This is a genomic window from Paenibacillus amylolyticus (genome assembly GCF_036894225.1).
Classification (GTDB): Bacteria; Bacillota; Bacilli; order Paenibacillales; family Paenibacillaceae; genus Paenibacillus; species Paenibacillus amylolyticus.
In genome coordinates this window covers 4,662,466-4,685,754 of sequence record NZ_CP145892.1, presented here as the reverse complement: position 1 = coordinate 4,685,754, position 23,289 = coordinate 4,662,466, and the positions used below count along the sequence as shown (strand labels likewise).

At 45.5% G+C, this 23,289-nt stretch carries 24 protein-coding genes and 2 tRNA genes; 21 read left to right on the top strand and 5 right to left on the bottom strand.

Translation table 11 applies throughout. The annotated features are described in order from the left end of the window. Positions 1–39 precede the first annotated feature (39 nt). From V6668_RS20865 to V6668_RS20835, 7 genes are all read left to right on the top strand, one after another. Positions 40–113: transfer RNA gene (locus V6668_RS20865), tRNA-Ile, on the top strand. A 182-nt stretch (positions 114–295) separates the two neighbouring features. After that, the gene (locus V6668_RS20860) at positions 296–718 is read left to right on the top strand and encodes a hypothetical protein (RefSeq protein WP_036614795.1); all 423 of its coding nucleotides are present in this window, start codon (positions 296–298) and stop codon (positions 716–718) included. A gap of 236 nt (positions 719–954) precedes the next feature. Beyond that, positions 955–2,511: a hypothetical protein gene (locus V6668_RS20855; RefSeq protein ID WP_076250792.1), complete on the top strand. Its 1,557-nt coding sequence runs from the start codon at positions 955–957 to the stop codon at positions 2,509–2,511. 138 nt (positions 2,512–2,649) lie between these two features. Further along, positions 2,650–2,829, top strand: coding sequence for a hypothetical protein (locus V6668_RS20850; protein WP_036674855.1), 180 nt, complete (start codon positions 2,650–2,652; stop codon positions 2,827–2,829). Between the two features lie 171 nt (positions 2,830–3,000). Next, positions 3,001–3,699, top strand: coding sequence for a hypothetical protein (locus tag V6668_RS20845; RefSeq protein WP_076328074.1), 699 nt, complete (start codon positions 3,001–3,003; stop codon positions 3,697–3,699). A gap of 91 nt (positions 3,700–3,790) precedes the next feature. Next, a complete protein-coding gene (locus V6668_RS20840; RefSeq protein WP_082219140.1) occupies positions 3,791–3,904 on the top strand; it encodes a YjcZ family sporulation protein in 114 nt (37 codons plus the stop codon). Between the two features lie 160 nt (positions 3,905–4,064). After that, positions 4,065–4,394, top strand: coding sequence for a DUF1904 family protein (locus V6668_RS20835; RefSeq protein WP_036614785.1), 330 nt, complete (start codon positions 4,065–4,067; stop codon positions 4,392–4,394). A gap of 41 nt (positions 4,395–4,435) precedes the next feature. Here the strand turns inward: V6668_RS20835 and V6668_RS20830 are convergent, their stop codons facing one another. Then, on the bottom strand, positions 4,436–5,659 hold the full coding sequence (locus tag V6668_RS20830; protein WP_338706570.1) for an MFS transporter: 1,224 nt from the start codon (positions 5,657–5,659) through the stop codon (positions 4,436–4,438). 140 nt (positions 5,660–5,799) lie between these two features. Further along, positions 5,800–5,994 carry a DUF6199 family natural product biosynthesis protein gene (locus V6668_RS20825; RefSeq protein WP_133120417.1) on the bottom strand — a complete coding sequence of 65 codons (195 nt, stop codon included), beginning with the start codon at positions 5,992–5,994 and terminating at the stop codon, positions 5,800–5,802. Positions 5,995–6,301: 307 nt separating this feature from the next. On the opposite strand from V6668_RS20825, the gene V6668_RS20820 reads away from it, so the two are divergent. Both V6668_RS20820 and V6668_RS20815 read left to right on the top strand, forming a co-directional pair. Beyond that, positions 6,302–7,450 carry a sensor histidine kinase gene (locus V6668_RS20820; protein WP_165789849.1) on the top strand — a complete coding sequence of 383 codons (1,149 nt, stop codon included), beginning with the start codon at positions 6,302–6,304 and terminating at the stop codon, positions 7,448–7,450. Between the two features lie 109 nt (positions 7,451–7,559). After that, on the top strand, positions 7,560–8,042 hold the full coding sequence (locus V6668_RS20815; RefSeq protein ID WP_047843725.1) for a NucA/NucB deoxyribonuclease domain-containing protein: 483 nt from the start codon (positions 7,560–7,562) through the stop codon (positions 8,040–8,042). 194 nt (positions 8,043–8,236) lie between these two features. Here the strand turns inward: V6668_RS20815 and V6668_RS20810 are convergent, their stop codons facing one another. Continuing rightward, complete coding sequence (locus V6668_RS20810) at positions 8,237–8,461, bottom strand: hypothetical protein (RefSeq protein WP_338706569.1); 225 nt, start codon at positions 8,459–8,461, stop codon at positions 8,237–8,239. 207 nt (positions 8,462–8,668) lie between these two features. Here V6668_RS20810 and V6668_RS20805 point away from each other — a divergent pair, with 207 nt between their 5' ends. The 3 genes from V6668_RS20805 (at position 8,669) to V6668_RS20795 (ending at position 12,734) form a co-directional block, all read left to right on the top strand. Further along, positions 8,669–9,118, top strand: coding sequence for a hypothetical protein (locus V6668_RS20805; RefSeq protein WP_338706568.1), 450 nt, complete (start codon positions 8,669–8,671; stop codon positions 9,116–9,118). A gap of 236 nt (positions 9,119–9,354) precedes the next feature. Further along, positions 9,355–9,440 (top strand) — tRNA-Leu (locus tag V6668_RS20800). A 372-nt stretch (positions 9,441–9,812) separates the two neighbouring features. Next, positions 9,813–12,734, top strand: coding sequence for an insulinase family protein (locus V6668_RS20795; protein ID WP_338706567.1), 2,922 nt, complete (start codon positions 9,813–9,815; stop codon positions 12,732–12,734). A 145-nt stretch (positions 12,735–12,879) separates the two neighbouring features. On the opposite strand, the gene V6668_RS20790 is transcribed toward V6668_RS20795, so the two are convergent. Next, entirely contained in the window at positions 12,880–13,587 is a 708-nt protein-coding gene (locus V6668_RS20790) for a helix-turn-helix domain-containing protein (protein WP_017687366.1), read from the bottom strand. Between the two features lie 250 nt (positions 13,588–13,837). Between V6668_RS20790 and V6668_RS20785 the strand changes: the two genes are divergently transcribed. From V6668_RS20785 to V6668_RS20765, 5 genes are all read left to right on the top strand, one after another. Beyond that, the gene (locus V6668_RS20785) at positions 13,838–15,058 is read left to right on the top strand and encodes a MalY/PatB family protein (protein WP_338706566.1); all 1,221 of its coding nucleotides are present in this window, start codon (positions 13,838–13,840) and stop codon (positions 15,056–15,058) included. Positions 15,059–15,298: 240 nt separating this feature from the next. Next, complete coding sequence (gene ung / locus V6668_RS20780) at positions 15,299–15,967, top strand: uracil-DNA glycosylase (protein ID WP_282320785.1); 669 nt, start codon at positions 15,299–15,301, stop codon at positions 15,965–15,967. A gap of 19 nt (positions 15,968–15,986) precedes the next feature. Continuing rightward, positions 15,987–16,406 (top strand): hypothetical protein, encoded by a 420-nt coding sequence (locus tag V6668_RS20775; RefSeq protein ID WP_017687369.1) that lies wholly within the window; start codon positions 15,987–15,989, stop codon positions 16,404–16,406. Between the two features lie 239 nt (positions 16,407–16,645). Further along, on the top strand, positions 16,646–17,230 hold the full coding sequence (locus V6668_RS20770) for a TIGR00730 family Rossman fold protein (RefSeq protein ID WP_047843721.1): 585 nt from the start codon (positions 16,646–16,648) through the stop codon (positions 17,228–17,230). Positions 17,231–17,350: 120 nt separating this feature from the next. Beyond that, positions 17,351–17,479: a hypothetical protein gene (locus V6668_RS20765; RefSeq protein ID WP_255319930.1), complete on the top strand. Its 129-nt coding sequence runs from the start codon at positions 17,351–17,353 to the stop codon at positions 17,477–17,479. 218 nt (positions 17,480–17,697) lie between these two features. Here the strand turns inward: V6668_RS20765 and V6668_RS20760 are convergent, their stop codons facing one another. Beyond that, on the bottom strand, positions 17,698–17,964 hold the full coding sequence (locus V6668_RS20760) for a hypothetical protein (RefSeq protein WP_076318886.1): 267 nt from the start codon (positions 17,962–17,964) through the stop codon (positions 17,698–17,700). A 231-nt stretch (positions 17,965–18,195) separates the two neighbouring features. On the opposite strand from V6668_RS20760, the gene V6668_RS20755 reads away from it, so the two are divergent. From V6668_RS20755 to V6668_RS20740, 4 genes are all read left to right on the top strand, one after another. Further along, a complete protein-coding gene (locus V6668_RS20755) occupies positions 18,196–18,933 on the top strand; it encodes a glycerophosphodiester phosphodiesterase (protein ID WP_076250811.1) in 738 nt (245 codons plus the stop codon). Positions 18,934–19,205: 272 nt separating this feature from the next. Further along, on the top strand, positions 19,206–20,261 hold the full coding sequence (locus V6668_RS20750) for a FecCD family ABC transporter permease (RefSeq protein WP_036614761.1): 1,056 nt from the start codon (positions 19,206–19,208) through the stop codon (positions 20,259–20,261). Positions 20,262–20,263: 2 nt separating this feature from the next. Then, positions 20,264–21,295, top strand: coding sequence for a FecCD family ABC transporter permease (locus tag V6668_RS20745; protein WP_036674863.1), 1,032 nt, complete (start codon positions 20,264–20,266; stop codon positions 21,293–21,295). Positions 21,296–21,339: 44 nt separating this feature from the next. Then, a complete protein-coding gene (locus tag V6668_RS20740; protein WP_076250814.1) occupies positions 21,340–23,055 on the top strand; it encodes an ABC transporter ATP-binding protein in 1,716 nt (571 codons plus the stop codon). The last annotated feature ends 234 nt before the right edge of the window (positions 23,056–23,289 follow it).

Below are 23,289 nucleotides of genomic sequence, written 5' to 3'. Positions count from 1 at the left end.
GATTCACAGCCATCATCTGCACGTTATACATTATGTCTAGGGCCCTTAGCTCAGTTGGTTAGAGCGGTCGGCTCATAACCGATTGGTCACAGGTTCGAGTCCTGTAGGGCCCATACTCTTAAAACCCTTGCCTAGCAAGGGTTTTTTTCTGTCTGCATGTAAGCTCTGAAGTAAAAGGTATCTTGTAAATGGTGTCTTTCTAGTATGCCCTTTTTTTCGAATCACGATGTATGTCCATGCCATATCTCAAATCTCGCATATACTACCTTATCCCAACCCATAGGAGGTAGATTTCATGAGTCAATTTCTTGATGCAAGAACATCTCAGAATGCGAGTTTGGCTAACTCTATTGCAATACCAATCCTGGTTATTAATACACCACAATTATTCGGTCAGATTGGTCTGCAAACAGCAGGAGCAGGGGCAAACCCACGGGTACAATTCAAAGGAACGGTGTCTGTGCAACTTCCTTTGGCACTCGTTGGTGTAACTATTACAATTGTTAGGGGGACTTTGGCTACGGACCCTGTGATCTATTCCGCAACGTCTACGTTTAGCTTGAGTGTCCTTGCACCTCAGATTATTACGTTCTCTGCAGATGACTTCAACCCGCCTATCACACCTCAATTGACGTACACTGCATTTATCAGTTCCAACTTGCTCGGTACGATCCGTGTAGGCCCTGAGAACTTTGATGGAGCTGTATATTCCGACTAATGTTGAGCGTCCTTGCCTAAGTAAACTAGATCAATAGTCTTCTTAATTGAAAGGCCTTAAGGACCTGCCCTCAAAAGCAGGTTTTTTTCCTGTTGAAGGGGAAAACTGAACTTCATCGAGTAGGTAGGGTTCTATGATATAATGCATTACAGAGATTGAATGGTATTGGACATCAAATAATACGTGAACATCTGAGAAACGTATGAAATTAGTGATAGAAAGCAGGTTTCCGTTTAATGACGTCAAATGAAAGTCAACGTTTTCGTTACAGTGAAGCTCCGGTATGGGATTGGCAGAGAGCTTATTATGAGCAGAAGGGGCTACAAGCTTGGACAGAGAACCAAGTCCCTCAATATATTACGAGTAATCCAATGATTGCCACGGCGTATGCAGAGATGATCTTTGGCTTTCTTCAGGACCTTTCGAACAAAGGAAAGATTAACGAGACCGTAACCATTCTTGAACTTGGAGCGGGTGTAGGGCGTTTGGCACATCAAGTTCTCCTGAAATTGCTTGAGTTAAAGGAATTTGCTGGAATACCTTTACCGCCTTTCAGATATGTGATGACGGATCTCGTAGCGGAGAATGTGCTGGGTTGGCAGGAGCATCCATCCATGCAATCCTTTATTCAACAAGGTATAGTGGATTTTGCACGTTTTGACGCTGTAGCGGATACGGAATTGAATCTGGTCGTTGCAGGCACGGTTATTCAGCCCGGTGATCTGAAACAACCGTTGTTGTTGATTGCTAATTACTTTTTTGACAGCATTCCACAGGAATTAATCTACATTGGGGATGGCGAGATCTATGAGTGTGATCTGCTTGTACAGTCTCCGGATCGTCGTCTTGATCTTGAGCCCGCTGAGATGCTGAAGAACATGACGCTGAGTTATGAGTATCGCCAAGCGCCCGAATACAGTGCGGATAACTATCCGTATCAGGAGCTTATCACATTGTACAAAGAGGAACTGGAGGACTCGCACATTCTGTTCCCTGCAATCGGGTTGTCCTGTCTCGAACGGTTGAACAAGCTGTCACAGTCAGGTTATGTGTTGATTACCGCTGATAAAGGGGATCATCGCCTGGATAACTGGAAGTTCGCAGAGCCACCTGAATTTGTTCTTCACGGGAGTTTTTCTCTAACGGCTAACTACCATGCGATTCAATATGTTCTTGAACAACAGGGCGCTCATACTCGATTCACAACACATCATTATAAAGATCTGAATGTTGGGTGTATGTTGATGGTTGAAGAACCCATTAGTTATGTGAACACACGTCTGGCCTACCATCGATTTGTTGAACGTTTTGGACCGGATGACTTTTTCAGCATGAAACAATGGGTAGACTCTCGAATAGAGAGTATGGAGTTAAAGCATATTTTGCCGTTTTGGCGTCTGGGTGGATATGATGCGGAGTTCTTGATTCACAGTGCTACCCACATTTCCAGTCTTCTTCCTGATGCAAGTGATGAGGAAATGCTCGATATTCAGTCTGGTATTCATACGATGTGGTCGTCCTACTATGTGATGGAGCAACAAGGAGGTCTCGCATTTCTGGCAGGGCAGCTGTTATATGAGATGTATATGTATGAGGATGCAAAACGGTTTCTGGAGATATCATTGGTTGCAGATCCGAGTAACCATAATCCAGCGGTCTTATACGATTTGGCTGTGTGCTGTTATGAACTTGAACTGGAAGAAGAAACCCTGTCATATACCCATAAAGTATTGGCTCTGGAACCTGATCATGAAGAGGCGGCAGCCTTGCTCCAGAGTTTCGAGTTGATCTGAACGGAACAATTTTAGTTTGTCTCCTGTATGTCTAGAAATAGTGATGGTTGTATATAAAATTGAAACCTAATTGGGTTGTAATCGTATTAATGGGATATTCAACCAATCATCTATTTCAACAGCAAAGGAGACAAAAACATGAAAAAAGCCTTATCCATTGCATTATATCCATTAATGTGGGTTGTGGGTGCATTTAGCGTTCTGTCTGTTAATGCAAACAGTGCTGCAGGCAGCGCCCTCTTTGTGAAAGATATCGCTACAGATCGAAGCTATGATGGGCAGGCTATATATGATAGTATTGAACGTAGAAATGCCTAACTACATATCATTCAACTGTAAAGGTAATTGTGTCGTCGAGCAATAACATGAGAAACAATTACTCTTGAAGTGATGTACGATGAGCAGGAGTTCTGTCCGTACAACCTTTAAGCCGGTTTCGTACCTTATTCAGGTATGAACCGGCTTTTATTTATGAATGGGGGATACCAGATGAAGATTATTATTGGACAACCGAGGCTGGAACAGGATTTGCTGCAGCTTGAAGCCGAACTCAAGCAACACCCTGATGCGGATATATTGTTTTTTCCTGAAGGTTATCTGAACCAGAATGTTGAGGAAGCTTGCAGGTTGGCGGCTGAATATGGGACCATGATTGTCTCAGGTCATCGCAGACTGGACGAACGTCCAAAGGACCGATCAATTATCATCAGTAAGGCTGGAGAGATTGTATTGGAGAAAGCTAAATATACACCTGCTGAGACGGCTCAGGAACAGGGTTGGGTAATAAGCACTTTGTTGTGTGATGAGCTGGTCCTGCAAGGATTTCGCAATGAGAATATAGGGAATGTGGACATTGTGATGCATTCCATTGGTGTGGGCATGTTCAGTGAAGAACAGTACAGTGAGTGGGTCGAAGAGGCTCGGCAGATCGCACTGAAGCATCAATGTATTGTCATGGGGACAAGCCATGCGGATGGTTCGTACCGTGATAGCGAGATATCCATTCCAATCGCGTATTGTATAACACCTGATGGAGAGGTTGTTCTGGCATCCCGAAGTGATACACGTACTCTTACAATCCTTCTGGACAGAGGAAATACAGACCCTTCACCTCAGGAGTCACAAGAAAAACAACTGAAAATCTCCATCGCCCATCCGGTTAAATCAACGGGTATGAATCCCGGATGAATGGGCTGTTGAACTTGCCGATTCGCCCGGTCACTTGCACGGAATACGCATATGTTATGGCATACCTTGAAATTCAAAGGAGGCCAATCAAATGAGTCAAGTTGGATACGGTTGTTGTAATGCTGGTGGCGGATGGACTTCTACAAGTGCAATTCTTGTGCTTTTTATCCTGCTCGTGATCATCACAAAATCTTTCTGGCTGTAAGTCACGTATAGAAATGTGCAAACAGTGGGCTCCGCTGAGACTTCAGCGGGGCTTTTCCTGTTTATAAGAAGCAACATATGCCATCCATGACATTTGACAACTGAAAACAATGTGCTTAAAATCACATAAGAGACTATTAACAGAGATTGAAGGGATAGCAATGCCGTTTATTCGCTTTAAAGGATTCACAGGTCCTCAGCTAGAGGAAGTTGTACCCCAAATTACAGAGCAGATGGCCCTAATTACTCATATTCCAAGGGAGAGAATGAAGGCAGAGCGTCATGATGTACAAGCGCTAACACCTTCTCCGGCTTCTATAGAGATTCTGATGTTTCAACGTGACCAGGAGATTCATAATCGGATTGCATCGTCGGTACAAGCTATTTTGGAAGAAGCATATATGCCGGATGTGCACATTTTCTTCAATATATTGTCACCTACTTTGTATTATAAAAAAGGCAAGCCGCTGACAGATTATCGTTTGGATTGAGATTATGAGGGACGAGCAGAATGTTGCTCGTCTCTTTTGATTTACATATTTTTCGTATGTTTAGCAATGGGATGGTTTCTGTGAACTCTGCTCAACGATAATGAGCATATCGCAGATACAATAAACAAGGCTCCACCGATAAGGTATACCCACCGAACGCCCAGTTGATCGGCGACTAGACCAAAGATAACTATGGATACACTCATAACCGTGGATATCAGGACGCCATGGGTGGCGTATACCTTGGTTAGGGATTCGACAGGTACACTGTTCTGAAGCGCTGTCTGCTGAGCCACATCACGAATCTGATGAACTGGACCCATCAGTATGCATAACACCAGAGCGAGCCATGGCAGGTTGTTTAGACCATAAACGACGGTCAGAAGGCTGAAGAGAAGAGAACCCATGGTCATACTAGCGATTAGATGCTTCTGAATACGTTTGGCTAGTGCAAGAGCCAGAATACCTCCAAGCATGGTTCCAGCAGCGTAACTCGAGTTCATGAGTCCCCACCAACCTTCTCCTCGTCCCAGAGCTTCTTTTGCAAAGGCCAGCGTAACAGCTCCGATCCAGATGGAACCCGCAAGTGCTTGGGCAATGTCCATAAGCGTAATCAGCCGTAATGATGGATTCTTCCAAAGTATACTCCAACCTTCCCTCAATACATTCCGCGATACAGCAGATTTCTGAGGTTGTTCTACATTCCGTGTGAGCGAGCCCATGGCAATCATGAAGATCAGAACGGCCCAGGACAGGCTTGTAGCTGCCCAGAAGGTCTGTGACGCCCCCCAGTTCATCACGGCGAATCCCGTCATGGCGTAACCGACAATGGTTACAGTCTGATTGGAGAAAGATAGTAGGCTATTTGCTTTTATAAGGTCTTCACCTTGAACCAATCGTGGCGTTAAAGTCTTCAGTAACGGAGTTTCCCAACCGTCCAAGAAGGATAGTACAATCACTCCGAGCAATAGAAGCGGCAGTTGTGAAATCAAGTGATTCAACGAAATGGCTATACAGGTCATGATTAATGTTTTGGCTATGGAAATGCTGATCAATAGTCTGGAGAATGGGAAACGGTTCACAAGTAATGGCAAAGTGAGACCGGCTATTATGCGTGCAATGATCTGAATAAGTGGAAACATTGCAGCAGAGAGTACCGATCCAGTGAGACCGTATATATACGTAGTAATGACCATGATATATATGACATTAATAAGCGAGAGCAGCGTTTTGGCGGCCCAGTACGGATAAAATGCGATGTTCATGCCAATGATGTCCTTTCCGAAACGATATATCTATATTACGGGCATTCTCATCATTGCACCACAAACAAAGTTATCATTTTCCCGTCATTTCACCACAAAAAAACTGCCCAACAGGGCAGTCATCTTCTAATGCTTATAATTCATGCCATAGCAAGTGTGAAGGCGATAAGCAACATCAGCAGGCTGGTCGTTCTGACCATATTCATATAAGGCCTGCTGGGTTCGGCTTCGCCCCGGGAAATCCAGCCATAGCGCAGATACCAGCCGAATTTTGGGAAACAGAGATTGATGATACAGAGTACCATGAATATAAAAAAGAGGGTTCTCATACCCATCTTCCTTTCTCACTTACATAACGGATCTTATTTTAACGTTTGCGTCTGGTAAAAAAGACTACAATCAAAATAATAATGATGATAATTAACAGAAATTTCATGTATGTTCCTCCTGGTGAGTAGTTAGGTTATTGTGGAATGTTAGTTATCAACTATTACCCATAAACCACATGACTTGAATAACTGTGTTACAATTAAAATATATTGATTTAATATCAACACATTCCGACTGGTTAGTTTTCTCTCCTTATAATGTACGATTGCAGAATATATAAACATTAATGTGTGTGAGATGAAGGAGGAAGGCATGAGCCAACATAATCAACTCTCATTACAATGGGAATTTATCATCTCGAAAGTGAAATCCTCCGTGACGGTGGTCGATGCTACCTTGCCTGAGCTTCCGCTCATGTATGTAAACGAACACTTTACCCAACTGACAGGATACACGTATGAAGAGTCTGTCGGACACAATTGCCGATTTTTGCAAGGGCAGGATACAGATCCCGAAACGGTAACGCAGATTCGTGATGCAATAAAGAAACAACAATCCATTAAGATTGATATTTTAAATTATACAAAAAGTGGTCGGAAGTTCTGGAACGAATTGAATATCGATCCGATCTTTAATGAATCCGGAGAGTGTTTATATTTTGTAGGCATTCAATACGATATTTCAGAACGGAAGTATGCTGAACAGCAGTTGAAGTTTGCAACTTCCATGGCTGAGATGAACAGCAGAGGGCAATTGGAATTCATCGGCAAGCTGAATCACGAGCTTCGTACCCCGCTTAACGGCATTATGGGCATGATCGAACTTGCCAGTATGGGTGAAACTACGGATGAGCAGAAAGAATATCTGGAGCTTGCACGTCAATCAGGTGAGGCGCTGCTGAACATCATTAACAACAGCCTGGATATGGCGAAACTGGGCAGAGGCAAAATGGATGTTGAAAACATTGAATTTCAGCCGTTGAAGCTGATCCAACAGATTGTGAAGACACATGAGCCTGCGGCACGGAATAAACAAATTCGTTTGCTCTGTCATGCTGATCTGAATGTTCCTGATGTGCTTATCGGTGATCCGCTAAGACTTCGGCAGGTACTGGATAATTTGCTGAGTAATGCAATTAAGTTCACGGAACAAGGTGAAGTGCAGTTACAGGTGGATGTGAGGCAACAACTGATGGATACCGTTGTATTGGTATTCTCTGTACGTGATACGGGAATTGGCATTCCTCAGCATCAGATCGAACAATTGTTTGATGCATTTACCCAGACCGACATCTCCCATGCGCGCCGATTTGGCGGAAGTGGTCTTGGTCTGACCATCTGCAAAGAACTGCTGGAACTGATGAATGGTCAGATTTCGGTGGAGAGTACAGAGGGGAAAGGTACACAGTTTGAGGTGACACTGCCCTTGCTGCGCCAACAGGCCATTCCCAATGTAGGATAATCAATCAAGCAGAACAGCCGGGCGGTCTCGGCTGTTTTTTTATTGTATTGGATTGTTTTACGAACGGGCGTTCTGTTATAATGCAAGTGTTGAATGGGGGAGACACAGCATGAGTAAGAGACGCACAAGAAGAAAACGTAAAGGTAAACAAGGTTTCAAAAAGCAGGTTCTGACGCTGGTAGCAATGCTGCTGGTAGCCCTCTATGCCTGGGCTGGGGGCGAATGGCCGGAGGAGATACCTAATCCATTCGGTGGGACTAATAAGAGTGTAGACCATACCATTACGTTCCCTTCAGAGCGTTATCCCGAAACAGCCAAACATATTAAAGCTGCTATCAAGGCAGGGCATTCGGATGTATGCACCATTAATCGTAATGGAGCGGAAGGCAATCGGGATCTATCACTTAAGGGTGTTCCGGTCAAAAAAGGTAAGGATCGTGACGAGTGGCCCATGGCGATGTGTGCTGAGGGAGGAACAGGTGCAGATATCCAGTACATTACCCCGAAGGATAATCGTGGTGCAGGTTCATGGGTAGGGAATCAGTTAAGTACATATCCGGATGGAACACGAGTGAAGTTTGTAGTGAAGTAACAACAGGATATGGTTGGGCAGAAATAAGGATTGTAAGGCCTTTGTTGTGAGGTCAGTGGCAGCGTGGTACAGGATAAGTAGAAGAGAAAAACCAGACGTGCATGCGTCTGGTTTTTTGGTGTAAAGTGCTGGCATAAATAGATCTAGTTAACGTATCTATACGGGGACTGGAGTTTCTAGGATTACAGAGCCGACTAAACGAGTTGCACTCCGCTTAAATGATGAGACCGGATGCTTAACAGACGCGTAACATGTTCCACCTCATCAAACGGTATCCACAGACTGCCGTGGACCGTACGTAAGGAAAGAATGGATGTATCAGCGGTACGCTCGGGAAATCCGGTTACCGTCTGACCGCTTGTATTACGAACCATGATCTGTTGCTTGCGCCGGATGGCAATTTCTACCTCTTTTTTCATAAGTCATTGCTCCTGATTATGAGATGTTAAATCCATATGTCAATGTTTTCAATGGTTAATTTGTCTTCTTTATCTAGTCTATCAGAACTAGGTATAGATTTCCAGAAGAGAAATCAACAATCTTCTAGGTGATTTGTCTTAGCTGTGGATGATCCGTTTTTGAATGGGGATTACGGGGTTATATTAGGGTAAAAGGAGGGGAACGGAATGACACAATTGATTATTGGGCTGGCCCGTACCGAGAACGAGGCTATAATTATGCTGAATAAGGTCAAAGAGGAAGGCATCAAGGATAAATATTTGGGAGCGGTGGCGAAGGAGCAGCTTAATCTGGAGCTGGTGAGCGAAAAGACGGGGCTGCCCAAACCTTTGAAGGGTGCCGGAACAGATGGTGCCTTTGGCGCTCTGAAAGGCATATTGGCTGGTCTGGGGAAGCGAATGGATCAGACGATGTCGATCGGAAATGCAGTGCGTAGACTCGCTGGTAATGAGATTGGGAGTGAGACCGATGATTTGGTGCTTACACTGACTGAAGCGGGGATCTCGGAGGAGGATGCGCGGTATTACGAAGATTGGCTGTTAAAGGACCATATCTTGGTTATCGTGGAGTGCAGTGAGGAAGAAGCGGTTCGTGTTCGACCTATTTTACTTTTTTAGTTTAATTTAAGGCTGATTTTAGGTTTCTTTAATGTTGGGGAGGTATTCTTATCTCACACCTCCCTTAATATAGATTGGTTTACCGGAAGTCCGGGACCGCAACTCGGACTTTCTAGGCACTGTGAGCTGACGCTTGCAGTGCCTGTTTCATTTTTTTTATTATTTTTAATAAAAGTGTTGCAAAGTTAATTAGTTCATGGTAAGATATTTCTTGTCGCCAAGAAATACATAATCCTGCCGGGGTGGCGGAATTGGCAGACGCACAGGACTTAAAATCCTGCGGTAGGTGACTACCGTACCGGTTCGATCCCGGTCCTCGGCATCTTAAAAAGAAAGATCGTATGACGCTTGTTAACCAAGCTGCATGCGATCTTTTTTTGTGTTCTTTAATATCAATGTCACTTCATTGCAGACCACATCACCATGCAGCTCATAAACATAAACCCTGCATAATACATATCAGAAGGTACATTTATCTGACTTTTATGAAGAGACGGAACAATGGTGTATACTATCTGTAGGCATATATTACCTTTACCTTGCTGAACGATATAGGTTCAACTACACATGTACACGATAACGGAGAGGACACCTGTTGTTCTGTCATCGGAGTGCCCGTGTAAATAAACATATTTGAACTTATGTAGAGTCACAAAACCAATAAAACAATCTTATGGACGGAGGACTCAAGTTTATGTTGAAACAGCTTAAGCCATACAAGGTGTTACAGGAGCGCAGAATCGAAGAACTGAAATCGGATGCGTATCTATTGGAACATCAGAAATCCGGAGCCAAAATTGTACTTTTGTCCAATCAAGACGACAACAAAGTATTCAGTATCGGTTTCCGTACACCTCCGGAAGATGATACAGGGGTAGCCCATATCCTAGAACACTCCGTGCTCTGTGGGTCCAAGAAATTTCCGGCCAAGGATTCTTTTGTTGAGTTGCTGAAAGGTTCATTAAATACATTCCTTAACGCCATGACGTATCCCGATAAGACGATCTACCCGATCGCGAGTCGTAATGATCATGACTTCCATAACCTGATGGATATTTACCTGGATGCGGTATTAAATACAAATATTTATGAGAATGAAAAGATATTTCTACAAGAGGGCTGGAACTACAACCTGACCTCTGCTGACGATGAGTTAACCTACAACGGAGTTGTATATAACGAGATGAAAGGTGCCTTTTCTTCACCGGAACGAATGGTGCGCAGAGAAGTATTGAACTCCCTTTTCCCGGATACCACATACTCCTCTGAGTCTGGTGGATTCCCGGAAGCTATTCTGGATTTAACTTATCAGGGGCTGCTGGATTTCCACACGAGATACTACCATCCTTCCAACAGTTACATCTATCTCTACGGGGATATGGATATGGAAGAGAAGCTGCAATGGCTGGATGAGAACTATCTGAGTGGATATGATCGCATCGATATTGATTCGGCCATTCAACTACAACCTGCCTTTGCAGAACGGGTAGACACAGTTAAGACTTACTCTGCGGGAAGTACGGAATCGGAAGTGGATAACAGCTTTTTGACCTATAACGCGGTGATCGGCACAAGTCTGGATAAGGAACTGAACATTTCGTTTCAAATTTTGTTATACGCCCTGCTGAACGCTCCGGGAGCGGTACTGAAGCAGGCTTTGCTGGATAAAGGCATTGCGAAGGACGTCTACGGTTCGTATGATGACAGTCTATATCAGCCTGTATTCACCGTTGGACTGAAGAAGAGCAACCTGGAGAGCAAAGAGGATTTCCTGGGAACGGTCAAAGAAGTGCTTGAGCGTGTGGTAAAAGAAGGCTTTGATCCAAAAGCGCTGCTTGCAGGCATTAACTCATATGAGTTCAATCACAGGGAAGCGGACTATGGCAGAATGCCGAAGGGCTTGATCTACGGATTCTCCTCCCTGCAAAGCTGGTTGTACGATGAAGAAGCACCTTTCACTCATTTAGAAGCCAATGACGTATTTGCTGAACTGCGGACAAAAATGAACGAAGGTTACTTCGAGCAACTGATTGAGAAATATATTTTGCAAAACACACATACTTCCTTTGTGGCGCTTACCCCGGATAAGGGGCTGAACTCACGCAAAGAAGAAGCGTTGAAAGAACGTCTGAAAACTATTCAGGCTGGTCTTAGTGAGGAAGAAGTTCAGACGTTGATTCAGAAAACGGAGGCACTCGCCGAGTATCAGAATACACCTTCAACTAAAGAGCAGCAGCAGGTCATTCCAACGTTATCGATTGAAGATATTGAACCAAAGGCCTCTACGTTGTATCAAACGGTGAAACAGGTCGACGGCACAACCATTCTCCATCATAACCTTTATACCAATGGAATTGGCTATCTGAGACTGCTGTTTGATATTAAAGAAGTGCCACGTCATCTCCTGCCGTATGCAGGATTGCTGAAAAATGTACTGGGTTACGTGGATACTCAACACTACTCGTTCAATGAACTATCCAATGAAATCCATATCCATTCGGGTGGTATTCATAGCGGGATAGGATCTTATGCTAACGCGCATAAGCACAATGAATTCAAGGCTACCTATGAGTTCAACGCAAAAGTGTTGTATGACAAGCTTGGATTTGCCTTTGATATGATCAAAGAAATCGTGTTCACTTCCCAATTCGATAATTCGAAGCGGTTATATGAGATCATCTCTCAGATGAAAGGTAACCTGCAACGTAATCTGATCAATAGCGGACACTCTGCGGGAATTGGCCGGTCTTCGTCCAAACATTCAGCGGTTGCGGATTTCAGAGAAGCTGTGAGTGGCATTGCCTTTTACCAGTGGCTTGAGGATCTTCAAGCGAACTTTGAGGCGAGAAAAGAAGAGTTATCTTCCAGCCTGCAAGAGTTGACGGGGTATATTTTCAGACCGGAGAACTTGCTTGTTAGTTATACTGCCGATGAGCAGGGATATGAAGGACTGGAGCAACAGGTATCCGACCTGAAAGCGAAGCTGTTCACACATGAGGTTGCCAAGGAAGAATTTACATTCACACCGGCTACTCATAAGGAAGGATTCCGATCTCCTTCAGAGGTGCAGTACGTGGTGCAAACGGGCAATTATATCGACAAAGGATATCAATACACCGGTTCGTTACGAGTCTTGCAAGGAATCCTGTCTCTGGATTACTTGTGGACCAATATCCGAGCCAAAGGTGGAGCTTATGGCTGTATGTCAGGCTTCAGACGGAACGGAGACAGCTACGCTGCATCGTATCGTGATCCGAACCTGGATAAAACGTACAAAGTATATGAAGAGATACCGCAATATTTGACCGATTTCCGGGCAGACGAGCGGGAAATGACGCGTTATATCATTGGTGCGATCCAGGATCTTGATACGCCGAGAACACCTTATGGTGAAGGGGCATTCTCCCTGGAGTGTTATCTGTCGAATGTGACTGAAGCGGATCTGCAACAAGAACGTGACGAAGTGTTAAGCACGAAGGAAAGCGACATTATCGGTTTTGCTGAGCTCTTATCGGCCATACTTGAACAGCAACAGCGCTGCGTAATCGGTAATGAGAACAAAATTGAGGAACAGAAACAAATGTTTGACGAGACGCTGGATTTAATTAAAAACTAAGCATTAGTCGCTTATTTCCGGGTCGAATAGGCAGCAAAGCGAAAGGCACTTTTATGAGCTGGTTTCAACAGCTTATAGAAGTGCCTTTTCTAATGGGGAAGGACTGTCTCCATCCCATATGAGAATGTGTGACACACTGCGTTGTTCAGGTGACAGCGAGCATGTTGTATATTTTCAGGGTCCGCAGATCTTCCTTTGAGATTTTTAATTCATTATATAACTCCTGATTCTCGGGCAGCGGGGTTCTGGAGAATAACATTTTGAGCGCGATAGGCATGAAAGGTCTGAACGAGACTCCAGCCATCAGTCCCCATTTTTTCTCCGATTCCTGAAAAGACGCCAAAATATTAATATATAGGTTCTCCAGCGGCGTGGCCTGATTTTTCAAAATCAGCGTGGTGAGTGTATCATAATGCTCGGTGTGGCCCCAATACATATTCTCGCACTCCTGGTAGTTCTCAAAATCCTTCACATTCATATACATCACGGTGCGATAACGGTTGGCATCCGATTGAGCCATCATGTCAATGACACAACGAATGAGACTGTTGTTACGCCCGTCATAGAAGTAAGAATAGAAACGGGTGGAGTTCTTGAAAAAGCTGGACGGTACCGCATTCATCAGGGGAGATGCATGCCTTGGTTCTTGGTACAAGAGTTGCTCCACCTGGATGTTGAGTGCGTTCGCAATATGATGTAACGTGACCAGATCAAGTGTAATATCTCCGCTCTCATATTTGGACAGCGTACCCTTGCTTTTGAAGATCTGATCCGCAAGCTGTTGAATGGTCAGTCCCCGCCACTTCCGAAAGTTTCGTATTTTCTTGCCAACTTCCTGATTGATATTGTTCATAACCGGTTCTCCTTATGCAATGTTTCTTGAGAGTACGTGAAAATGATGAAAGTCATTCATAAAAATGATGGTATATGAGAAATATATCACTTTTTCACGGAAATACCTATTTTGAAGAAACAATAAACTTCATTTGTTTCGTCAGAATAGATTGTATTGCATTTGATGCAACTCCTGCATCATGAAATAATAGGTGTAATACGACATGAAACGACAATGAAAAAGTAAAGCAGATAGAGGAGCAGAAGCTATGAAATATAACTTTGATGAGATTATCGACCGCACAGGAACAAATGCCATGAATACGGATGGTTTCCGTCAATATATTTTTAACGCCACAGAGGACATGACTTTTCCATTCAAAGATGAAGAATTTATTCGCATGTGGATTGCAGATATGGAGTTCGCCACACCTCCCGAGATTCTGGATGCAGTTAAGGAGCGTCTGGACCGTAGAATCATGGGTTACTCCCAGGTGTTTGATCCGGCGTATTACGAAGCTGTCTCGAACTGGATGAAAAGATACTATGACTGGTCCTTCCCGAAGGAGCATTTGGAGACCTCAAACGGGATCATTCCCGCTTTGTATGAACTGGTGGAATATATCTGTCAGTCGGATGAGAAAGTACTGATCGTGACCCCGTCTTATGGTTTCTTCAAGTCAGCTGCGGAGCATAACAATCTTGAACTGGTATGTTCGGATATGCTCAATGAGCAGGGACGTTACTCGATTGATTATGAGGATTTTGAAGCCAAGGCGAAGGATGAGAAGGTAAGGGTATGTATTTTCTGCAACCCGCATAATCCATCTGGACGTGTCTGGACAACGGAAGAGTTACAACGTGTGGGTGAGATCTGCCTGCGGAACAACGTATGGGTTATTTCGGATGAAATTCACTGTGATCTGCTGCGGACGGGCAAGAGACATACCCCACTCGCCAAGCTGTTCCCGGATACGGATCGAATCATTACATGTATGTCTCCGAGCAAAACATTCAACATGGCTGGTCTGATGTTCTCCAATGTCATCATTCCAAATAAGGCACTTCGAGACATCTGGCAGGCACGCCACTATGGTTTCAAAAACCCACTGAGCATCGCTGCCACGCAAGCGGCTTACGAAACGGGTGATGAATGGCTGAAACAATTAAAAGGGTATCTCGACGCCAATTTTGCCTGCGTAGAACAGTATGTGAAGCAGCATCTGCCACGGGCTGTTTTTCACATCCCGGAAGCCACGTATCTGGCCTGGATCGATATTTCGGCATATGCTCCCGAGCATGTAAGTCTACCTTTATTCTTCGCGGAGCAAGCGGGTGTGTTGCTGGAAGATGGTCATATGTTTGTAGCCAATGGTGAGGGTTGTATTCGGTTGAATCTGGCTTGTCCGCGTTCTGTCCTTCAGGAAGGGTTACGAAGAATCAGTAGTGTGCTTGTGAATGTAGTCGAAGAGGTGCCCGTTCAAGTATAAAGTCATCAAGTCACCACGCAATAGCGAGGTGACTTTTTTGTATGAGTATACGGAATGTAGCAAGAATACGATTTTTTTTGAGGTGGACTTATACCTGATGCGCAATTCTGGTCTGCTGTCCCCGGTTATGTTAAAATGGTGGATAGTCTATGAGTTGCATGACATGCGGCTCTCAGAAGGAAGAGCCCAGTGGTTGGGCTGAACGAAACTGTATTCATCAGGGGAAAGGAGCCTATACATATGTTTGGAAACGATTGGGACAAGGTGCTTCAGGAAGAGACGGAAGCCGACTATTTTAACAAGATTCGTTACACTCTCGCCGCCGAGTACAAAACGCAGACGGTCTTTCCGCCCAAAGAAGACCTGTTCTCCGCACTGAAGCTGACGCCATATCATCAGGTTAAGGCCGTTATTATTGGACAGGACCCTTATCACGGAGCGGGACAAGCTCATGGATTAAGTTTTTCGGTTAGACCGGGGGTACGTGTACCGCCTTCTCTGAAAAATATATATAAGGAACTTCAGGCCGATCTGGACCTGCCCATTCCGAATCATGGATCTCTGGTTCATTGGGCGCAGCAGGGAGTCTTGCTATTAAATGCCGTTCTGACGGTCCGTGAAGGTCAGCCAAACTCCCATCAGGCATTGGGCTGGCAGACGTTTACGGATGCTGTCATTCGTGCGCTGAATGAACGTTCAGAGCCAATGGTATATATGCTATGGGGCAGTCATGCCCAGAAGAAAGGTGCTTTTATTAACAGGGACAAGCACCTGGTACTGGAGTCTACACATCCCAGTCCGCTGGCTGCGCATCGTGGATTCCTCGGCAGTCGTCCCTTTTCCAAAGCCAATGATTTCTTGACCTCCAAAGGTATTGAACCGATCGATTGGAAGATACCTGAAAACTAGACAGATGGAGGTGAGAACATTGCGACATTGGATAGGACGAAAAGTAGCGGTATATCGTGCAACAGGCATACGGGAGCCATTAAAGGGAACGCTGGTCGAGTGGGATGAAGAAGCGGAATGTGTACGGATCGGACCGAAACGGATTAAGGTATCGTTTGACAATATCGCAATGATCAGACCTCTTCCCGAAGAGAGTCTTCCCTTAAAGAAAGCACGTTCTGAAGTGCACAAGGTTGGATATGTGATGAAAAAGGCGATTCAGTTCGAAAATGCGATCTATTTCAAGTCACAGGTGATGATCTGGCGCCGGGCCAAGATTGTAGCATTATCCACGACGATTCTGCGTCATGACGAGGATCAGGTTGAACTTGCAGATGGTCGGGTTCTTCGTAAAGACAAGCATATGTTTGTCGTACGTTCACGCCGTGGGATACGTTAGTTATACGAAGATTTAATATTCATTTCATGCAAAGATCATACGGATTTAATGTTCGGTCTGTATATTAGGTAATAACAACCCCTTCTAAATTGATGTGTATTGAAATGGGAGCCCGGCCGGCTGCAAACGGTCGGGTATTTTTTTGCCCATTGGTTCTGTTAACCTGTTGTACGTTGTACATACCCATAACATTCATGTTATATATTATTAAAATAGATCATGAGAAGGAGTGAAACCCAATGAAACGTATAGCTGTTTTTGCAGGCTCCAATCCGGGAAATCACCCCGATTATACAGAGAAGGCTGTTCAACTGGGCAAACAGATTGCTGATAGTGGTTATGCACTGGTCTATGGTGGTTCTTGCATGGGCTTGATGGGTGCAGTAGCCGATGCTGCTCTTGAGCAAGGGGGAGAGGTAATCGGGGTTATGCCTACCGGATTGTTCCGGGGCGAGGTTGTTCATGGAGGGCTCACACAACTGATTGAAGTGGGAACCATGCATGAACGGAAGGCAACGATGGCTGAATTATCCGATGGATTCATTGCACTTCCCGGAGGTATGGGTACATTTGAAGAACTATTTGAGGTACTGTGCTGGGCACAGATCGGTATTCATCGTAAGCCTGTTGGCTTATTAAATGTCAACGGATATTATGGACCGCTGATGAAGATGGTAGAACATAGCGTACAGGAAGGATTCTCCAACACCTCGCATCTCAGTCTATGGAGTTTGGAAGCTGATCCGGCTGAACTGCTCAAACAAATGTCATCCTATATTCCTGCAGAGCTGACTCAGAAGTGGTCACAACTCAACGGGAAATGAGTGCATAAGAAGACGGGCCTGAATCTACTCGTTCCTCGGGAGAATTTTCGATCTGCCCAAGCAAGTTGCGTTATCGGACATAGTCTATAGTGTACTTCGATGAAGAGGGGAGTGTCACTGATGAGCGAACTCAAAGGTACAGGTTACGGATATTGCGGAGGCTTCGGTGGTGGAGCATGGACATCAACAGGTGCGATTCTGGTATTGTTCATTCTGTTGGTTATTATCTCTCGCACATTCATTCTGTAATTCGGTCAGTATCCCGGGACGGGGATTAAGCTGCAGAGGCAGCGCCCGAATAAAAAATGACCTTTCCAAAGAGACGCCGGTATATGCCGGCGTTTCAGGGGAACGGTTTTTTGACGTTTCCAGCATACGTTGAGTAATTGAAAAAGCAAAAACCTGCCCCTGAATAAGGTCAGAAGCAGGAGAGAGCCTCCTGAGCCATTAGCTGCGCAACAAGCAGCTTACACCACAACAGCAGTTTGATCCGGATTACTTAACGATTTCCAGGCGATATATAGCCCGATGGCGGCTGCAATTAAGGAGAGTATTGCTGCAACAATAGCCAGCTGATCCAGTGTGTTGGGTGAACTGGAGTTAAGAGAACGCTGATTAGCCGTCTTGCCGGATTTGTTTTTGATATGGACAGATGATCTGGAAAGCCTGGAAGCCGACTGTAACTGGGATGTGTGAGGACGCGTAGGTATCGATTTTTTCTTTGAGGTATTCAATAGTCAACCTCCTTATAACGGAGTTCAGTGCTTCCATCGTTCATACTATGTTATGTCGATTTTCAGATTGAGTTCGCAAAAATGAGTGAATCCCCAGCCCGTTAGATGTTGGGCCCGGTCGCTAGTATTAGCGAAGCAGGCAACCGATTATACGTTCTGTTAATACAGGTCTAACAAACCGTGTTTATAGTGATGATCATAGAGTGAAGCTTGAACACAGGAGGCGCTGGAATGAGGAACATGGAGATTATTGCCCACCGTGGTGCATCTGCCGTATGCCCGGAGAATACGATGAGCGCTTTTGAACGGAGTCTGGAGCTTGGAGCGACAGGCATTGAGACCGATGTGCAGATGACGAGTGATGGCAGACTGGTACTGATTCATGATGAGACGTTAAGCCGAACTGGCGGCGCAGAAGGCTGGGTTAAGGATACGACTTACGATCAATTGCGCACACGGGATGCGGGGTCCTGGTTCCATGCTGATTTTACTGGGGAACGTATTCCTTCTCTGGAGGAATTATTCAAGCTGGTACAGGGGAAAGGAACACTGCTTAATCTGGAATTGAAAAATGGTATTGTGAGTTATAAAGGGATGGAAGAGAAGGTCATACAGGCGATCCGGGATTGGAATCTGGAGCAACAGGTTGTGCTGTCGAGCTTCAATCATGCTTCGCTCGTGAGATGTAAACGTCTTGCCCCGGAGATTCGTACAGCACTTCTATATATGGAAAAGTTATATCGTCCCTATGATTATGCCGCCAAACTCGAAGCTACCGGCCTTCATCCCTACAAGCTGGCAGTCACACAAGAAGATGTTGCTGCTGCACTGGCACATGGCGTTGTTACCTATCCATTTACGGTGAATGATCCTGCCGAGATGCAGGCCATGATTGATATGGGTGTGCAAGGGATTATTACCGATGTTCCGGATGTCCTGGCATCCTTACTTACGGTACATGCCCGTTAAACGAGTCTGTATTTTACATGTTCTACATATGCAATGATAAGGCTGTGTTCGAGCTTTTTGGCTCTTGCGCAGCCTTTTTGCGTGTGAAATTGTGTGCAAATATTCATATATGCAATAAACATGTCCTATTTGTCCATTGCCAGAGCCGGTGGATTCACTTACAATGGTCTATGGGAATGAGAATCAATATCATTAAAGTTCGGTATTTATAGAGAGGTGATTGTTATGTACATAGGTTTGAGCAGCTCCACTCATAACGAGGGTGGGCGCGTATGAGTTCACAAGCTTCACCAGAAAAACATAATCCGGATTCACCCACAGCGAAGATACACACTCGTCCGTGGGCGGCCACACTTATTCTTACAGGGGGAGTTTTGCTACTCGCTCTGGGTATGGCGTTGTCCATTTCTTTTGGCGCTGCTGATATTAAGCTTAGTGTAGTCTGGAAGGCTATCTTTGATTTCAATCCTGAGTTGACTCCACATCAGATCATATGGGAGATTCGATTACCACGTATCCTTGGAGGAGCAATGGTAGGTGCATGTTTCGCTGTAGCTGGTGCGATCATGCAGGGCATGACTCGTAACCCGCTGGCCGATTCAGGTCTGCTTGGGTTAAATGCAGGAGCTGGATTTGCACTTGCAGTTTGTTTTGCCTTCTTCCCTGGCTTGCCATTTATGTATATCATCATGTATTCCTTCCTTGGAGCAGGGCTTGGTGTCCTGTTGGTGTATGGTTTTGGTGCAGCTTCCAAATCGGGTCTTACGCCACTACGCCTTGTTCTTGCAGGTGCGGCTGTATCAGCGATGTTGTCGGCACTCAGTGAAGGGATTGCATTGTATTTCAGGATTGGACAAGATTTGGCTTTCTGGACAGCTGGTGGTGTAGCCGGAACGAAGTGGTCTCAACTTGAGGTCATGTTCCCCTGGGTACTCGCGGCACTGATTGCAGGTCTTCTCATCTCCCGTTCCATTACTCTGCTTAGTCTCGGAGAAGATATTGCGGTGGGCTTGGGGCAACGTACTGGGCTGATCAAGCTCATAGGCCTGATTGTTGTACTGATTCTCGCGGGTACAGCTGTGTCCGTGGTGGGTGCGGTCGGTTTTGTCGGACTCATTATTCCCCATCTCACGCGGAAGCTGGTTGGGGTCGATTATCGCTGGATTATTCCATGTTCCGCTGTGATGGGCAGTCTGTTGCTTGTATTTGCGGATCTGGCTGCACGTATGATTAACCCGCCGTACGAGACGCCAATTGGCGCTTTGGTTGCCCTCATCGGGGTACCATTCTTCCTGTATCTGGCGCGTAAAGAAAGGAGGACTCTGTAACGATGGAATCCTCAACAATAGTTGGAGCAGAGCGCAAGAAGAGAACCAAGAGTACGATTGTCCTCATTGTGCTTGCCCTATTAATTATTACGGCTTTTGTGGTGAGCATGAACACAGGTTTTACCAAGCTTTCGCCGCTTGAGGTGTTGCGAACCCTGTTTGGTGGAGGCACGGCGAAACAGGAATTGATCCTGTTTGAATTCCGTCTGCCACGTATTGTGATTTCGGTGCTGGTCGGGGCCGGACTTGCGTTATCTGGTTGTATTTTGCAGGGAGTATCTCGGAATGCGTTGGCAGATCCGGGGATCCTGGGGATTAATGCAGGTGCTGGTCTGGTCGTCATGTTATTTGTTTCCTTTTTCCCGACAACGACAGCAGCGCCGGTATTTCTTTTGCCAATTCTGGCCCTGATCGGTTCGGGTTTTGCTGCATTTCTGATCTACGTTCTCTCTTACAAAAAAGGAGAGGGCATTATGCCTACTCGTATGTTACTTACGGGGATCGGGGTAGCGGCGGGAATCAGTTCTGCCATGATCGTGCTTACGTTACGGCTTAGTCCGGAAAAGTATCAATTTGTAGCTACCTGGATGGCAGGCAGCATCTGGGGTTCGAACTGGAAATTTGTAACGGCATTGCTACCGTTTCTGATCATTCTTGTACCGCTTGTCCTGTATAAGGCGCGTGTACTGAACGTGTTGAATCTGGGTGACCAGACTGCAAGTGGACTCGGGACTCCGGTTGAGCGTGAGCGACTGATTTTGCTTGCGGCTGCTGTAGGACTTGCCGGCTCATGTGTATCTGTGAGTGGGGGGATCGGTTTTGTTGGTCTAATCGGACCGCATTTGGCACGTCGTCTGGTGGGTCCAAAACATCAATTCCTGTTACCCGCATCTGCACTGATCGGTTCATTGCTTGTACTGGTTGCAGATACGCTGGGTCGTGTCATCCTGCAGCCTTCGGAGATTCCTGCGGGGATCCTGGTTGCCATTATTGGTGCGCCATACTTCCTGTACCTCTTAAGCAAGACGAAATAAAACGTAATCACCATTGTGTGGTTGCATAAGGAGGACTTCAGTCCATGCTTCGCCGTTTCTTTGCCTATTATAGGCCTTACAAAAAGCTCTTTATTCTTGACTTCAGTTGTGCGATTTTAGTCGCCCTGCTGGAGCTGGCTTTTCCACTGGCAGTCAACCGGGTAGTCGATGATCTGCTGCCAGGCGGCCGCTGGGACTGGATTCTATGGGCGTGTCTGGCATTGCTCGGCATCTACTTATTGAATTCATTTCTCAACTTCGTGGTTACCTATTGGGGACACAAGCTCGGTATTAACATCGAGACGGATATGCGTAAAAGTCTGTTCAATCATGTGCAGAAGTTATCGTTCCGTTTCTTCGATAATACAAAAACAGGACACCTCGTGTCCCGTATGACTAACGATCTGATGGATATCGGTGAGATTGCCCATCATGGTCCGGAGGATGTATTTATCGCGGTCATGACGCTAATTGGTGCATTCAGCATCATGATGAGCATTAACGGGAATCTGGCGGTGTTAACCTTTATCATCGTACCGCTGATTATTTATCTGTCACTCTACTTTGGTAGCAAAATGTCCAAGGCATTCAGCCGAATGTTCGGAGATATTGCGGACTTCAACGCTCGCGTAGAGAACAATATCACAGGTATCCGTGTTGTTCAGGCTTTTGCTAATGAAGAGCATGAAAAAGCACAATTCGCTGTGAACAACGGTCGTTTCCGTCAGACCAAACTAATCGCATACAAAATCATGGCCTGGAACTCCTCTGTCAGTTATATGCTGATGAAGCTGGTATCCCTCTTTGTCCTGGTATGCGGAACGTGGTTTGTCATTCAAGGCAGTATGACCTACGGTCAGTTCATTGCATTTATTATGTTGTCCAATGTATTCCTGACACCGATCCAGAAGATCAACTCGGTTATTGAGACGTATCCAAAAGGGATTGCAGGCTTCAAACGTTATACGGAGTTGCTTGATATGGAACCGGATGTGGAAGATCGTCCAGGAGCCGTTACGGTATCCCATTTGCGTGGAGATATCCGTTATGAGCAAGTGACCTTTGGTTATTCCGATCAGGAACCTGTGCTCAAAGGTATCGATCTAAACGTACGTGCAGGTGAAACTGTAGCGCTTGTCGGTCCATCGGGGGCAGGTAAAACAACGCTATGCAGTCTGCTGCCGCGGTTCTATGATGTGTTGGAAGGTCGCATCACGATTGATGGGCAGGAGATACAGGATATGACACTAGACTCGTTGCGTAGTCATATCGGAATTGTACAACAGGACGTGTTCCTCTTCGATGGAAGCATTCGGGAGAACATTGCCTACGGTAAGCTGGATGCATCCGAAGAAGAAATCTGGATGGCCGCTAGACGTGCCCAGATGGAACCTTTGATTCAATCCATGCCGGAAGGATTGGATACGTTAATTGGTGAACGCGGTGTGAAGCTGTCCGGTGGACAGAAACAGCGTTTGTCTATTGCCCGTATGTTCCTGAAAAACCCACCAATTCTGATCCTGGACGAAGCCACATCCGCGCTGGATACAGAAACGGAAGCGGCGATTCAGCAATCCCTTGCTGAACTGTCCGAGGGCCGGACCACACTGGTTATTGCTCACCGATTGGCTACGATCAAAAATGCAGACCGCATTATTGTCGTTGCTGAACAAGGCATTACGGAGCAGGGACGTCATGAAGAATTACTCGCAGCAGGTGGGGTGTACAGCCGCCTTCACTATGCGCAGTTTGGCGCGTAACCTATCCTATCCTATGTGGATGTAACAATGTAAATACGAGAAGTAACGCCATCGTTCTTGACTTGGAAGGAGTCAGGACGTTGGCGTTTTTTTCTTTTTCATGATCAATTGTGGGTCAGGGGTACTGTGCTCATATCTGCCTGTGATCATGGATGTGGAAACGGGTAATATAGTAAAGAGAACACTTAACGTGTAAGATATGTTCATCATCTTGCAAGATATAGGAGGTACACG

Coding starts and splice junctions, on each gene's coding strand:
- V6668_RS20860 (WP_036614795.1), top strand. CDS start 296: ATGAGTCAATTTCTTGATGCAAGAACATCTCAGAATGCGAGTTTGGCT.
- V6668_RS20855 (WP_076250792.1), top strand. CDS start 955: ATGACGTCAAATGAAAGTCAACGTTTTCGTTACAGTGAAGCTCCGGTA.
- V6668_RS20850 (WP_036674855.1), top strand. CDS start 2,650: ATGAAAAAAGCCTTATCCATTGCATTATATCCATTAATGTGGGTTGTG.
- V6668_RS20845 (WP_076328074.1), top strand. CDS start 3,001: ATGAAGATTATTATTGGACAACCGAGGCTGGAACAGGATTTGCTGCAG.
- V6668_RS20840 (WP_082219140.1), top strand. CDS start 3,791: ATGAGTCAAGTTGGATACGGTTGTTGTAATGCTGGTGGCGGATGGACT.
- V6668_RS20835 (WP_036614785.1), top strand. CDS start 4,065: ATGCCGTTTATTCGCTTTAAAGGATTCACAGGTCCTCAGCTAGAGGAA.
- V6668_RS20830 (WP_338706570.1), bottom strand. CDS start 5,659: ATGAACATCGCATTTTATCCGTACTGGGCCGCCAAAACGCTGCTCTCG.
- V6668_RS20825 (WP_133120417.1), bottom strand. CDS start 5,994: ATGGGTATGAGAACCCTCTTTTTTATATTCATGGTACTCTGTATCATC.
- V6668_RS20820 (WP_165789849.1), top strand. CDS start 6,302: ATGAGCCAACATAATCAACTCTCATTACAATGGGAATTTATCATCTCG.
- V6668_RS20815 (WP_047843725.1), top strand. CDS start 7,560: ATGAGTAAGAGACGCACAAGAAGAAAACGTAAAGGTAAACAAGGTTTC.
- V6668_RS20810 (WP_338706569.1), bottom strand. CDS start 8,461: ATGAAAAAAGAGGTAGAAATTGCCATCCGGCGCAAGCAACAGATCATG.
- V6668_RS20805 (WP_338706568.1), top strand. CDS start 8,669: ATGACACAATTGATTATTGGGCTGGCCCGTACCGAGAACGAGGCTATA.
- V6668_RS20795 (WP_338706567.1), top strand. CDS start 9,813: ATGTTGAAACAGCTTAAGCCATACAAGGTGTTACAGGAGCGCAGAATC.
- V6668_RS20790 (WP_017687366.1), bottom strand. CDS start 13,587: ATGAACAATATCAATCAGGAAGTTGGCAAGAAAATACGAAACTTTCGG.
- V6668_RS20785 (WP_338706566.1), top strand. CDS start 13,838: ATGAAATATAACTTTGATGAGATTATCGACCGCACAGGAACAAATGCC.
- ung (WP_282320785.1), top strand. CDS start 15,299: ATGTTTGGAAACGATTGGGACAAGGTGCTTCAGGAAGAGACGGAAGCC.
- V6668_RS20770 (WP_047843721.1), top strand. CDS start 16,646: ATGAAACGTATAGCTGTTTTTGCAGGCTCCAATCCGGGAAATCACCCC.
- V6668_RS20765 (WP_255319930.1), top strand. CDS start 17,351: ATGAGCGAACTCAAAGGTACAGGTTACGGATATTGCGGAGGCTTCGGT.
- V6668_RS20755 (WP_076250811.1), top strand. CDS start 18,196: ATGAGGAACATGGAGATTATTGCCCACCGTGGTGCATCTGCCGTATGC.
- V6668_RS20750 (WP_036614761.1), top strand. CDS start 19,206: ATGAGTTCACAAGCTTCACCAGAAAAACATAATCCGGATTCACCCACA.
- V6668_RS20745 (WP_036674863.1), top strand. CDS start 20,264: ATGGAATCCTCAACAATAGTTGGAGCAGAGCGCAAGAAGAGAACCAAG.
- V6668_RS20740 (WP_076250814.1), top strand. CDS start 21,340: ATGCTTCGCCGTTTCTTTGCCTATTATAGGCCTTACAAAAAGCTCTTT.